15 protein-coding genes are annotated in these 12130 nt (G+C 52.1%); 3 read left to right on the top strand and 12 right to left on the bottom strand.

Annotated features, from left to right (window positions below; all coding sequences use genetic code 11):
• Positions 1-443: Abi family protein (locus J3U06_RS08955; protein ID WP_267444961.1), on the top strand; the 443-nt coding region annotated here is incomplete at its 5' end.
• Between the two features lie 1283 nt (positions 444-1726).
• On the opposite strand, the gene J3U06_RS08960 is transcribed toward J3U06_RS08955, so the two are convergent.
• The 7 genes from J3U06_RS08960 to J3U06_RS08985 all read right to left on the bottom strand — a co-directional run bounded on the left by J3U06_RS08960 (position 1727) and on the right by J3U06_RS08985 (position 6424).
• Positions 1727-2404, bottom strand: a complete 678-nt coding sequence (locus J3U06_RS08960; protein WP_267444962.1) for a response regulator transcription factor — start codon at positions 2402-2404, stop codon at positions 1727-1729.
• A complete protein-coding gene (locus tag J3U06_RS09420) occupies positions 2401-2883 on the bottom strand; it encodes an ATP-binding protein (protein WP_416378956.1) in 483 nt (160 codons plus the stop codon). The genes J3U06_RS08960 and J3U06_RS09420 overlap by 4 nt, the downstream gene beginning before the upstream one ends.
• A 3-nt stretch (positions 2884-2886) precedes the next feature.
• Positions 2887-3135 carry a histidine kinase gene (locus tag J3U06_RS08965; RefSeq protein ID WP_267444963.1) on the bottom strand — a complete coding sequence of 83 codons (249 nt, stop codon included), beginning with the start codon at positions 3133-3135 and terminating at the stop codon, positions 2887-2889.
• A 60-nt stretch (positions 3136-3195) separates the two neighbouring features.
• Complete coding sequence (locus J3U06_RS08970; protein ID WP_267444964.1) at positions 3196-3681, bottom strand: hypothetical protein; 486 nt, start codon at positions 3679-3681, stop codon at positions 3196-3198.
• 108 nt (positions 3682-3789) lie between these two features.
• A complete protein-coding gene (locus J3U06_RS08975) occupies positions 3790-4563 on the bottom strand; it encodes an ABC transporter permease (RefSeq protein ID WP_267444965.1) in 774 nt (257 codons plus the stop codon).
• A gap of 23 nt (positions 4564-4586) precedes the next feature.
• The gene (locus J3U06_RS08980; protein WP_267444966.1) at positions 4587-5438 is read right to left on the bottom strand and encodes an ABC transporter permease; all 852 of its coding nucleotides are present in this window, start codon (positions 5436-5438) and stop codon (positions 4587-4589) included.
• The gene (locus J3U06_RS08985) at positions 5435-6424 is read right to left on the bottom strand and encodes an ABC transporter ATP-binding protein (RefSeq protein WP_267430577.1); all 990 of its coding nucleotides are present in this window, start codon (positions 6422-6424) and stop codon (positions 5435-5437) included. Before J3U06_RS08985 ends, J3U06_RS08980 begins: the two co-directional genes overlap by 4 nt.
• A 370-nt stretch (positions 6425-6794) precedes the next feature.
• Here J3U06_RS08985 and J3U06_RS08990 point away from each other — a divergent pair, with 370 nt between their 5' ends.
• Positions 6795-7553: a MerR family transcriptional regulator gene (locus tag J3U06_RS08990; protein WP_267444967.1), complete on the top strand. Its 759-nt coding sequence runs from the start codon at positions 6795-6797 to the stop codon at positions 7551-7553.
• An 84-nt stretch (positions 7554-7637) separates the two neighbouring features.
• Positions 7638-8165, top strand: coding sequence for a VOC family protein (locus J3U06_RS08995; protein ID WP_267399997.1), 528 nt, complete (start codon positions 7638-7640; stop codon positions 8163-8165).
• 299 nt (positions 8166-8464) lie between these two features.
• Here J3U06_RS08995 and J3U06_RS09000 read toward each other — a convergent pair whose 3' ends face one another.
• From J3U06_RS09000 to J3U06_RS09020, 5 genes are read right to left on the bottom strand one after another with little or no spacing between them, the layout of a single operon-like run.
• A complete protein-coding gene (locus J3U06_RS09000) occupies positions 8465-8869 on the bottom strand; it encodes a DUF2511 domain-containing protein (RefSeq protein WP_267444968.1) in 405 nt (134 codons plus the stop codon).
• A 35-nt stretch (positions 8870-8904) separates the two neighbouring features.
• Positions 8905-9765 (bottom strand): ABC transporter ATP-binding protein, encoded by an 861-nt coding sequence (locus J3U06_RS09005; RefSeq protein ID WP_267444969.1) that lies wholly within the window; start codon positions 9763-9765, stop codon positions 8905-8907.
• Positions 9766-9796: 31 nt separating this feature from the next.
• Positions 9797-10555, bottom strand: a complete 759-nt coding sequence (locus tag J3U06_RS09010; RefSeq protein WP_267444970.1) for a murein hydrolase transporter LrgB — start codon at positions 10553-10555, stop codon at positions 9797-9799.
• On the bottom strand, positions 10552-11220 hold the full coding sequence (locus J3U06_RS09015; protein WP_267444971.1) for a hypothetical protein: 669 nt from the start codon (positions 11218-11220) through the stop codon (positions 10552-10554). Before J3U06_RS09015 ends, J3U06_RS09010 begins: the two co-directional genes overlap by 4 nt.
• Positions 11221-11278: 58 nt before the next feature.
• Positions 11279-12124 (bottom strand): hypothetical protein, encoded by an 846-nt coding sequence (locus tag J3U06_RS09020; RefSeq protein ID WP_267444972.1) that lies wholly within the window; start codon positions 12122-12124, stop codon positions 11279-11281.
• Positions 12125-12130: the final 6 nt, after the last annotated feature.

Raw genomic sequence — 12130 nt, forward strand, 5'->3', positions numbered from 1 at the left:
GTGATTTCAAGAAGATCTTCTACAAGGGCGCCGATCCTTCAATCAAACGGCAGTTGGCACTGCAGCTTGGCATCATGTCCAACAAACCCGGTGTCGGCAATGAGAAATTGTTGCGCGGTTGGCTCGAGAATATCCGTGTCGCCCGCAACAAGACCGCCCACCATGACCGCTTCTGGAACTGCATAGATCCGAAGATGACACCCATCAAACCCAAGCTGTATCCCGCAAATGCCGACTGGTGGGGTAACGTATGGGAGCCCTTCCGCCGACCGGAGTCGAAAGGTCCTGCAGGATTCCTGACCATGGAACACTTCCTCCTGAAGCAACTGGGCATCACCCATTGGCGTACAAACTTCATAGACCTGATGAACCGCTATCCTGGCATTCCACTCAAACCAATGGGCTTCCCGGACGACTGGCAGAAGCTGCCCATATGGCAATAAAGTCACTGATCTCCTCATACAAGGTGCCGCCAGTCTGAGTCTCAAAAGGTACGTGATCTTATTGTTAGGGTTTTCGAGCAGTTGCTGTCGTTAAGCGCTTTAAGGGTGCGGTAGCGGGATGGTCAAGCTGTTGTAATTTTGGCAGGGTTCAGATAGCCGGCCCGTTGTGATCCTCAATGATTGTTATAGCCGAAAGTTACCCACTTAACCTGCAAGACTGACTGGCTATGCCAGTAACGTGAAACGTTCACTGAATGTCATTTTCTGATCGTCCACAGTTAGCAAGAGAACAATTCTGTACGCATATGTCTGATTTTCCGTTCCTTGATATTATTACGATTCTCGGTAATTTAGTATGACTGCACTAAGATTTGTCGAACAGCAATGATTTCCACCCATTGTGTTTTGAAAACATCGAAGATCAGATTGGGCAAAGTGGTGCACTAACCCAACGGTTTTAGCGCGTATCAGTTAGTAGTGGGAACTTGCTCGCGTCAGCTAAATGCCAGTCGTTACTAGCTACAGTTAAAGGCAGCTAGCATATACACGTATAGCAGTTTTTCTGAACGAGGAGTCGCGCATGTTCAAATCTCATTGGCCTTGCGAAATATCCAAGTTACAAGTAAATGCGTCCCCAGCCGTGAGGGAAAGCGTTATACAAATTCGCCTGACCAATAACTTTCAGATCTGCGGATAACGAGTTCTTGGAAGGGTTCTGTTGTTCTATACTGGGAGTTATCGCAGATGATTTTGATCGAGACAGTTCTATTAAATGCTATAGTTTCTGCCTTCAAGTGTAGGTAAAATTCAGTTTTTTGAAACATAAATTTAGTATGGAAAAGATTTGTCAAAGGTTCGTTTACTGATTCGGCGACTTTCGATTTGTTTGTTCGATAAAGAAAACAACCGCTGAAAGAGATAAAACGAAAAAACGAAAAATAACAAGGCACAAATCCATGCAAGGTCTTATTGCGTCGAATCGAATTGAGTGAAAAGGCTAGAATACTCGTCGCCGTAATAGCCAGATCGAATTTGTATGGCAGCTGAGACGATTAAGCCTTATATGCTCATTGCATTCATTATTATTGCAACTGCTTTCATAACTACCTTTTTCCACTGCTCTTTGCCTGCACCTACTGATAGTAGTTAAAGTTGAAAATAAATAGCTGACTGGTAAATGCAGCATGCCCACTACTAACGCCGTTACAGAGTGAGTGCATATCAACAGCGAATCTACGGCATTGTCCAATCCAGTTCCCTATTTCTGCTTTATTATGCATCATCTACCGGAGATAACGCATGTCGGCCTGATACCAAAGGACGGCGATGTTGATCCGGTCCCTGACTTTGAGTTTTGCCAGTATGCGGCTGACTGTCTTTTTGACCGAATCAGGCTGCAGCTGGAGGCGCTCGGCAATCTCCGCATTCGTCAGGCCTTGGCTGACCAGCGAAGCGACCTCAAGCTCGCGTTTGCCCAGCTGGGCGAATTTTTCGCGAGCCTCAGATTTATCATTGGCTTTTGGCCTTGGAACTCCTTTCCTGATCACTTCGGCCGTGATGCGCGGCGTGAGAATGGCATCGCCTGCATGTACCGCATGGATGGCTCTGTTCAGATCGGCTGTCTTGACATCCTTGAGCAGGAACCCGGAGGCGCCCGCCCCTAGAGCTGTGAAGGCATAGTCGTCCTCGTCGTAGGTGGTCAGAATGAGAATGCTTATTTCAGGATGGAGCTTTTTGATACGGCTGGTGGCATCCAGCCCGTCCATCACAGGCATGCGCACATCCATCAGAATCACATCGGGCAGAGGCTGTTGATTTTCGGCGGATGTGGCCAGTTTATTCAAAGCTTCTTGGCCGTTGGCCGCCTGTGCTACCACATGCAAGGCTGGATCCTTAGCGACCATGAGTGCCAGTCCCATGCGGGTCGGTCGCTGGTCGTCGACGATCATGACGCGGATCATGCGTTCTCCTTCATGCCTATATTGTTAGCTGCCATTGCGGCTAGCGAGGGTATGTGGGCCTGCAAGGTCCAACCATCAGAACCAGGACCCGAATGGAAGCCGCCACCATGAGCTTGCACCTCGGCTCTTAACCTGGCAAGACCTGTACCGCTGCTACTGGTGTTGTCGGCTTCGTTATTCAAGAATCGTCCATCATCGCGAACGGTGATATCTATGCCGCCCCGGCTGTTGTGATCCCAGGAGACCACAATACGATTAACCTCCTGTCTGTGGCGGAGGGCGTTGGTGATCGCCTCCCTGGTGACAGTGCAGGCAAAGTCGGCCTGTTCGGAATCCTGTGGCCGACGACCCGTTTCCGTCAGGGCAGTGCTGATGCCGACATGCCGGGCATGGTCGAGGATGGGTTTGATGTCATCCCAGCCATGCCTCTCCCCTGTGGCCGGCTGTGGGTCGTTTTTTGGATCTGTTTCTGATTGCAGGGCTTAGACAGCCGTTCGTGTGTCATCCAGTCCCTGCCGTGCTAGGTCGTTAATCATCGAGATAGCCTCATCGATTTCCGGTTTTCCGCTGGCATGATCCAGTCCTTCGGATAAGGCGACGATGGCGGTCAAGTCGTGACCCACGCTGTCATGCAGTTGGGCGGCAACCCTGGACTGATGCATGGCCTGGTCCCGCTCATGGGCCAGGATTAGAGCATGCGAGCGCTCCTCCTCCAGCGCCTGCTCCGACATGCGTGACTGCCTTGCTGAGCGTGAGAAAAAGGCGACTGTCAGGCAGAGGGCGAAAGTCAATCAAGTCGGGTACAGAAGGTCGGTGGAGTGGACATCATGATGCCAATTGGCAGAGAATGCAATGCTGAGCAGGCCCAGAATGGCGGAACTGCCCAGCCCAGCTGTCAATGATGTCACGCTCTTGGCTTCTACCGCACAGGCGTAGATGCTGACAATCCAGGGTATGACCAGGTAGGTGCATCCCGAGCCATAGATTGCGGCAGTCAGGGCAAGCAGGCCACTGACCACCTGCAGGGTCGCCATAGGATATAGACGGCGCAGGCATAGGGTGACAAGTGCGAGGAAAATAATGACCACAAACAGGGGCAAGCCCCAGCTGGCAGACTTCATGACCTGGTAGAGGGTCTGGTTGGCGCTGCTTGGGGCAAGGATCAGCCTGGTCAGCATCCCTGTCTCGTAGAGGGCGCAGAAAAAGACTGCCACGAAGGTCATATATGGCCGGTTCCGCAACTGAATCCAGCCTTGAGTCTTCTTGCCTGCTTTCATCGGTGAGCCTCTTCCTGATAACTGCCGGTATTCCATTATGCTGTCAGACACTGAGATGTGCGGCCTGGCAAGTGCATTATCCTCTCTTTATTGACTCTGCACTTAAGATCAGATGGCTCTGCGAGCCTGGTGCCGGAATATAAGGAGGCTGATCAGCACCCAGAGGATTGCCACCATGCACGAGCTTGCCATAGAGGTCGTGGATGCGATATTGCCCATGTCACGGGCTGCGGATGCAGTAGTAATCAGGGCCAGCGGATACGGCAACGCCAATGCCGGTGCGGCAACCGACAGCGCACAGCCTGCCAGAGTGAGCAGAAACATGATGCTCATAGTCGAGGCGAAGGATTCGGCTCTGGCGGCTATGGCCTGGGTCAGAGTCATAATGGCCCACACTGCCAACGTCATTGGTACGCCACGCAAGAGATAGGGACCGAGTTCCGCTGGGTCGAAGCCTCCTACAAGAACACCCACGAGTATGAATTCGGATTCAAAGATGGCGACGCTAAGGAGGGAGGCCAGCAGTCCGTGCATCATCTTCCCGGCTATGGCAGTCCCGACCATGCCGGAGGCATTAAGACGCTGCCAGTTGCGTCCCTTGTGCTCGTTGGCTTCAATTTGGGCAGCAAAGGCCGCGACCAGGACTGGCATGAAGACCATGCTTGGCAGAAGGATCGCCTGCCCCCAGATCGCTGCCCAGGTCACCCCTTGAGTCTGGAAGTCCGGTCTGTAGCTCTGATACTGGTCCCAACCGTTGAAGATTCCTATGGCGTCGAAGAGCATGGTGGCCAGCCAGTACCAGAGATTGCCGGCCTTGCGGATCTCCCATTTGAAAGCGGCAATGATTGATGGCCTGTGGCGATGCATCGGGGTGATAGTCATAGCGTTTGCTTGGTACTGCCTAGTCATCGGCATAACTCTTTGGCCTTGACGATGAATGCTGATATTCCCGACCAAATAATGCATTCCAGAAGGCTGGTCAGGACCTTCGCCCAGGGATTGGCAACCAAGGTCATACTGGCAAAGCCATCAGGACTGGCAGAAGACAGGAAGGGGCTGGCGGCGGAACTGATTCCTGCCGGGAAAAGCCAGCCTAGACCTGGCATATTCATCGGACCCAGTCCAGTCCCGATCAGACCGGCTATCACACCCAGACCCAGTCCTATGGCTTGTTTATTAGTCGTCAGCGAGAGGACGAGTTGTATAGCTGTGACAGCCATGGTTGAGAAGCAGGCAATCAGTGCCGGAACGAGTATGTATTCGGCCAGACTGCCGGCGAGATGGAATCCTTGTGCTGAAGCTGCCAGCGGTACCCACGTCAGAGGAATTACGAAACATAGCGTAATCACACACCCAGCAACTATGAGCTTGGTAAGAAACCTCTCAGTCGCATCCTGTCCTAGGGAGCGCCATTTGAGATCCATGCGCTCGCCGCTCTCCAGGACAGCAAGTCGGCTGGTCAGCAGAGCGGCAAGGATGGGTGCCAGTAGGCCAACAGTTTGGTAGATCTCACCTTGAGCAAGGGCTACGGTACGTGTGGCAGGGTTCGCAGATTCAGCTCGTTTTATGAATGCCAAGCCCGACCATGCCGAGACTAGAGCAATCATGCCCAAGGCCATCCACCAGAATGATGAGCCTTTCAACTTGTGCAGCTCCATCGAAAGCAGAACAAGCAGCCCTCCTGGATGGGATGAGCGTGGCGGTTTTCCCGATCGAAATTCTTTGGGCCGCATGGAGAATGATTCGACAGAGCTCATCGTATGCTCCTCTGTTTATGACCGAACGGCTTCACAGGACCCTGCGCTACATGGTTCTGCGGGTTTTCCACGAGTTCGAGGAAGGCCTCTTCCAAGCTCTTGCGTTCGGAAGCGACACGGTATACCTGCAGACCATGCGATATCAGCCGAGTCACCAGCGTCCCGATTTGCGGATCTGATATCTCGGGAATGCGCAGGGTTGCGCTCTTCCGGATATATTCGTGGTGAATGCCTTGAGTTTCAAGTATCTCTGACGCGAGTTCAGGATCGGACACACGTAGATCGATATGACCCTTATCGCGCAAGTTTTCCAAAGTCCCCTGGTAGAGCAGATGACCGTCGGCAATGATGCCAACTACCGGAGCCATCTTTTCGATCTCGGACAGGATATGGCTGCTGATGATGACCGTGATTCCCTGGGATGCGGCCAGGTCTATGATCATCTGTCGCATCTCGACCACTGCCTCAGCATCCAAGCCGTTGGTGGGCTCATCCAGGAGCAGAAGCTCCGGCTGCGAGATCAGCGCCATGGCGATACCCAGCCGCTGCTTCATTCCTAGGGAATAGGCGCTCGCCTTCCTTTTTTCGTACGCCTGCAATCCCACCTTGGTCAACACCGCTGAGGCAGCTGAAACTGGCAGACCCAGATAATCGGCTACCATGCGGCAGTTGTCCAGGCCCGACAGGCCTGGATAGAAGCTGGGTCCTTCAATCATGGAGCCCACACGGCCCGGCTGGATCATAGTCTTCTTTCCGACTTGCTGTCCTAGCAGCCACATGCTTCCGGAAGTCGGTTTTGTCAATCCCAGAAGGAGCTTCATGGTGGTCGATTTTCCGGCTCCGTTTGGTCCCAGCAGTCCATAGACCTCGCCAGCCGGCACCCGTAGATTCAGCCCATCCACGGCTTTAAATCCGCCATAGGCCTTGACCAATCCCTGTGTGGCCACAGCCAGCTGTGGGTGATTGCTTCCGTCTGTATATGCCATTGCGCCTCCCCTTCCGATAGGAATTCAATTGATTCCTATGCAAGTTCGGCGGGCACAATCCTTCAACGCGTGAAAAGAAACTGTCCCCCACAGGGGACAAGTCGCTGCTGACGAGGCTGATTTACATCCACGGGAAAGGTGTCTCGCTGGATTTAGTCGTCTTCATGTTCAGGGAATACTCCGCAAACAAGCAGGGCCAAAAGCGTCCTCCTCAAGAACCTGTTATTGGGATGCTTGAGGCCGGTGTGTGCATGCACTCACTCACCCAACCCCCAGAAAACAAACGATTTGACCTTGACATAATGGCAAGGTTTAGGGTCAAGGCATGACACGAGAGAGCGAATTCAGTGGTGAGGGCAGCAGGAGCGGCTTGAGCATCGGTCAGATGTCTGAGCTTACCGGGGTCAGTCGGAGAATGTTGCGCCACTGGGAGGAGGAAGGACTGATCTCACCCCTTCGCGACCAGTCGAATTACCGGCATTATCTGCAGGATGACGTCGCACAGCTGGAGCGAATTGTGACATACAGGGAGATGGGCTTTAATGCCCGACAAATCAAGGCATTGCTCAAGTGCAAGGCACCGCTGGCCTTGGATGAGTTGCGAGGTCAGCGTTTGCGGATTGAGGAGAAAATCCAGCTTCTTAGGAAAGCTGCGGATCGTTTGGACCGGCTCATAACCCTTGCTGAGGGGAAGTCGGGTAATGATTCAGTCGCCACGAAGACCGGTCAGGAGGACCAGTACTTTTCGGAAGCATACGAACGCTGGGGTACTAGCAGGCAGTGGCTTGAGTATGCGGAGCGAAAAGCTGCTTGCCCCGAACAAGAGCAGAAAAAGGACATGACCCGGCTTAAAGACGTGGAAAGTGAGCTTGCAGGAGCCAAGCGAAAAGGTCTGCCACCGTCCTCAGATAAGGTTCTCGAACTGATTGACGAGCATCGGCAGGCTTTGTCATGGTTCCACGTAACGCCTTCCATGCACGTCATTCTTGGACGCATGTATGTGGCTGATCCACGTTTCAGATCCCACTATGAACAATTGGAACCAGGATTGGCGAAATGGATACTGGTCGCAATCGAATCTGTAGCGCGTGCAAATGGGATAGATCCGTCAACCGCCAAATGGGAGTGACGCAGTCAGTACCTTCCATCTACGTATCACGTTTTCTGTTTGACAACCCAATTGAAAATCCTTCAATTAAGGAACGAGGTAACCATGCACAACCATGACCAGACCAAAGCTTCTGCTTATACAAATGCAAGCATAAGTCCCGTGCCGGAGCCAGGTAAGGATGCGGAACCGCCGGAGCCTTATAGAGGCATCTACCTCATGCCCATGTTCATGTGCCTGTATAGCCACGATCTAGAAGAATCAGAGGTTTTCTGGACGCAGGGATTGGGTTTCATCAATTTATACACCATGTCAGGCGTGATGATTCACTTGCGGCGCTGGGCCTTTCAGGATGTGCTGATCCGCAAGAGTGGCCCTAATGCCGGCAGCCCTGATGCGGATATGGAGCCCATAGGAAGCCTGAGCGTAGCAGTCACGGAAAAGCAGATCGACAAGATTGTAGAAACATGCGATCGCCTTCGTCCGGGATCCACTTCAGCTCCAGTACGTAAGCCGTGGAACTCGCTTGAAGCTAGTATTCACACTCCAGAAGGCCTGGCCCTTACCCTTACGGCTGCCTTGGCTGTCGATAAAAGGCAGACCGAAGTTTATCTGAACTCGCACGGTCAATGAGCAAAGTTCAAGCCCTTCTCCCCTGTCATGATTTGATTCTAAGAGCAACGATTAAATGTCCCGAACGGCTGGTGGGTTAAAACGTAAGGCTCTACGTCTTTGAGCAGATAACTATTGGCTTCAGCCTCGATGACCGGCAGAACATGGTGGTAAGAGGTGCATTCCAACTGCGCTGCCAGCCAGTTGAACGGCACGGTTGTAACAGAATGTAGATGCATAATCCGGCAGGCTGCTCTGGACCCGGTAAGATCAGGTAGGCTACCAGAAGAGGACAAACCGCAAAGCCCTGTAAAATTGGTTTATTTTGGTATGTCGCAGACCGAGAAGGCGAAACTCATCAGAGTTCCTACTGATTTACTCTTATCTGATTTTAATGTCTCAATACTTTTGAGATGCTCATTGTCTTGTACCTGGTTCAGTGCGTACTGGTCACCATCTGAGGTGGTAAAGCGGAGGATGGGGTCTCCCTGCTTGCTGAGCTTGCATGACACGGTGCCCTCATCAACTTTAAGAGGCCAGGTGTGACCCAGATCCTCTTTCGAAATTGTTTGCGGGTTGCTTGTAGCTGCAACCTTATTGCTTCCATCAGTGGAATACTCCTCAGGGTGCTTCATGCCATCAGCGCAGCCGACAACCCCCACTGTCAGCATAATTGTGGCGCATATAAGGAAAAGGGTTCTGAGGCTCTGCTTGATTCGTTTCATAATTATCGGCATTCTTTCATACTTGGAGACGGTTTCTAGCGCTCGCTGGCCAAAGCCATATATCCGTCCTCCAGGTTGGGCTCAGTTTCTACAGAGCCTGCGGGCGGTGTATCGGTAACTATGCGGTATCTTGTCCCCTGTGGGGTGGGTTCCGCGTTGATGATTGTGGCATTTTCCGGTGGGGCCGCGATGGGAGGTGTGACCCAGGTGTGACCGGCAGCTTCATGGATCAGCCCCTCTGTCGGCCCGTCATACAGGTTGCGTCCGCAACGTAATACACACACCCAAGGGCAGGTTTGTGCAACATCATCGAGTATGTGGGTGGAGAGGATAACGGTTCGATCCTGTCCCAGCTGGGCAAGGAGCGTGCGGAACCGCATGCGCTCTTCGGGATCCAACCCCGCTGTGGGTTCGTCGACTACCAGCAGCTGGGGGTCGCCCATAAGTGCCTGTGCGATGCCAACCCTGCGCCTCATACCCCCGGACAACCCTCCGATAGGTTGGTTCATCACGTCTTCCAATCCCACCTGTTCCAGGAGGGTATGCGCCTGCTCCTGCCGTGCACGTTTATTGTCGATCATTTTCAAGATGCCGATATAGTCAAGGAATTCAAGTGGCGACAGGTTCTCGTAGGGGGTGATGTGCTGTGGCAGATAACCCAGGTGCCGTTTTAGATTTCGCCTGTTGGCCGGCGAAGACAGGTCTTGTCCATCAATAATAATTTTACCTTTAGTCGGTTTGATTATTCCGGTGAGAATACGCATGAGGGTTGTTTTACCGGCACCATTTGGACCAATAAGTCCTATCATGCCCTGTGGAAGATCGACGGTCAGATCGTTTAAAGCGGCCGGTCTCCCCCGAAAATCCTTGGTCAGATGGTCAATAGAGATAAACATGTGGGTAATTCCTTTCAAAGTCAGTAGATAGTCAGATCCGAGCTTTTATGTGGTTGGAGGCTATGTTTGCACCAGTGAAAAGGAGGAGGATAATACACACCTGCCAGAGCAGGGATATGACTCCTGATTGGAAGGTAAAGGGGCCGTTCGCTGGTGCGTACACAGGATCGGTATGGAACCATCCCTGTGCAATGGGATCGCCAATGACTGCAAGCGGGCCACCATTGAGTGTTGGAAGTGGTAAGAGGGGGGTATAGAAAGCCAGCCAAGCCCATACCAGGACGGCAAGAATTCGGGCTACGATCGTGGGCAACAGGGCTCCTAGCAGGGCGGATATCCCTATAGCAATCAGTATTGATGGCGCGAGTATGACAAGTGCTACTGCCAGGGCCACAAGTATTGCCTTACCGTTGCCGTTAATGGCTTGGTGGACCGCGATCAATACAAGGAAAAGCAGGGAAGATGATATGCAGATGACCCAGGCTCCCAAGACATGAGCTGAACGGATGACGGCCATCGGCAAGGGGGAGGTGGATTCAAGCTCGTCCATACCTGTTCGCCTGCCGGCAGTCATAAGGTCGCTAAAAGATGCTGCGTATGCCAACGGGGTGAACATAGCAAGAACCTGTCCGGTAAAGACAAGACCATCTATGTTGCTGAATCCAGGTGACATAGGAGAAGCATAGGCCAAAAAGAGGGCGAAGAGCGCCAGCGGTATGCTGGCTATCCACAAGGCTTTGCGCCGATAAAACATCAGTAGCGTGATGCGTACAAGGCTCAGTATCCTCATAGGGCTGCCACCTTCAGAACATTGCGTTCCGTATCACCGCACATGTTCCATCCGAAGATTGCGCCTGCCGCTGCAACAAACAATGGAATGAGTCGTTGCCGGACCGGATCTGTGATGTATGGATCCCATATAAAACATAAAAACAGCCAAATAGCTATGGAAGCCAGCGATGATGTTGGCATAGACGTGGTGAGTACGGCTATAAGGAAAACTAGACAACTGACAATGAATATACTGCCAACCGGGGTAATGATGCTCACCCATCCCATGTCACGTGGCCAAAGTCGCATCATATGCAAGCCGATAAAAAGAAGGCCTGCGGCAGCAAGAAATGCTCCGGTAATGATAAGCAGCCTGGTCACTTGAACTTTCCGCCATCCAGTTGGAGTTGATTCAGCAAGTTCAACGATTGGGTCGCCATTGAGCACAAAAGCTGTAGATAGGCCAGTAGCAATTACTGGCACCTGAGTAAGAGCCATCATAACCAGCCGTATGCGGCCCGGTGACCAAATGCCCTCCAGTAAGGAGCCCACAAAAAGAATGCCTGCAGTCAGTATGAACGGCAGTAATACCAGCCTATAAAGCCTCTTGAGCTGTATACCTATGAAAGCCAACCTCGTCCACCTTCCCCATATCTGGTTTTGGCCTCGGCTGCTGCCAGACATTGCTCGCTGCTTGTTCCTTCTGCTTAGTTAGTAGCGAGAGAGGATGAAAAGGTTCATATTAATTTTTATCTCCACCGGCGAGTTGAGTATGCCAGGCAAGAGGGGCTGTAAGGATAACAGCAGATAGGAGTCCCACCGTCAGTACGATGGTCCCTGCCCAGGCTGCGGTTGTAGTGGGTAGCGAATTGACCCATGCCGGTAGGAAAAATGATGACCTCAAGTTCTGCAAAGTTCTCAATAGTGGTGCAAGTACCCCTAGGAGCAGTGCAATCCACGAGCATTGCCATATGCATAAGAGGGCCACAATATTCGCCAGGAGTGTTATGGGGGCTATTGTTTGGGCAATAACTGGCAAAGGCCTTATTCCAGGGTTGATGACAGTGACAATCAACAAGGCTGCTCCCCCGACGACAATGATGGAGATAAAAGCCAGCAATAGCCTAGTAGCTACTACAACTTGAGGTCCTAGGGGCATACTGAGCATTAATTCACGATCGTCTTTAATGGAAAAGACCAGGATAATTGTCAGTGCCATGTTGAGCATGAGCATATTTGAAAAGATATGCATACCGAGACTGCCGTAACGTGCACCTTGCATAAGCTTGCTAATTAAGACGGAGCACGCTGCTATCGCAATTTCTGCCAGTAAGATATATCGCGGTATGAGGCGGAATTGGGCCCGAATAAGTGGGCCACAGGAACGTACTTGGCGCATGAATGGAAGCGGTTGATCCGTTGCCAGCGACGGCTTCTGGTGGATGGCCTTCATTACGCTAGTAAAAGCCGGAACTGCCGGCCGGGCATTCTGCTCTTTTTCCCTAAGCGCCTCTTGAACTTCACCCCGGTATTCTTCGGTGACTGGGCCTGTGCTATCTGGGCTTGTGCTCTTATATCGGTCTGTCATAATCAC

The organism is Bifidobacterium sp. B4142, assembly GCF_026537325.1.
Classification (GTDB): Bacteria; Actinomycetota; Actinomycetes; order Actinomycetales; family Bifidobacteriaceae; genus Bombiscardovia.

What these genes read in the sequence shown, in the direction of transcription:
- J3U06_RS08960 (WP_267444962.1), bottom strand. Translation starts at nt 2,404, where the DNA reads ATGATCCGCGTCATGATCGTCGACGACCAGCGACCGACCCGCATGGGA.
- J3U06_RS08965 (WP_267444963.1), bottom strand. Translation starts at nt 3,135, where the DNA reads ATGTCGGAGCAGGCGCTGGAGGAGGAGCGCTCGCATGCTCTAATCCTG.
- J3U06_RS08970 (WP_267444964.1), bottom strand. Translation starts at nt 3,681, where the DNA reads ATGAAAGCAGGCAAGAAGACTCAAGGCTGGATTCAGTTGCGGAACCGG.
- J3U06_RS08975 (WP_267444965.1), bottom strand. Translation starts at nt 4,563, where the DNA reads ATGACTATCACCCCGATGCATCGCCACAGGCCATCAATCATTGCCGCT.
- J3U06_RS08980 (WP_267444966.1), bottom strand. Translation starts at nt 5,438, where the DNA reads ATGAGCTCTGTCGAATCATTCTCCATGCGGCCCAAAGAATTTCGATCG.
- J3U06_RS08985 (WP_267430577.1), bottom strand. Translation starts at nt 6,424, where the DNA reads ATGGCATATACAGACGGAAGCAATCACCCACAGCTGGCTGTGGCCACA.
- J3U06_RS08995 (WP_267399997.1), top strand. Translation starts at nt 7,638, where the DNA reads ATGCACAACCATGACCAGACCAAAGCTTCTGCTTATACAAATGCAAGC.
- J3U06_RS09000 (WP_267444968.1), bottom strand. Translation starts at nt 8,869, where the DNA reads ATGAAACGAATCAAGCAGAGCCTCAGAACCCTTTTCCTTATATGCGCC.
- J3U06_RS09005 (WP_267444969.1), bottom strand. Translation starts at nt 9,765, where the DNA reads ATGTTTATCTCTATTGACCATCTGACCAAGGATTTTCGGGGGAGACCG.
- J3U06_RS09010 (WP_267444970.1), bottom strand. Translation starts at nt 10,555, where the DNA reads ATGAGGATACTGAGCCTTGTACGCATCACGCTACTGATGTTTTATCGG.
- J3U06_RS09015 (WP_267444971.1), bottom strand. Translation starts at nt 11,220, where the DNA reads ATGTCTGGCAGCAGCCGAGGCCAAAACCAGATATGGGGAAGGTGGACG.
- J3U06_RS09020 (WP_267444972.1), bottom strand. Translation starts at nt 12,124, where the DNA reads ATGACAGACCGATATAAGAGCACAAGCCCAGATAGCACAGGCCCAGTC.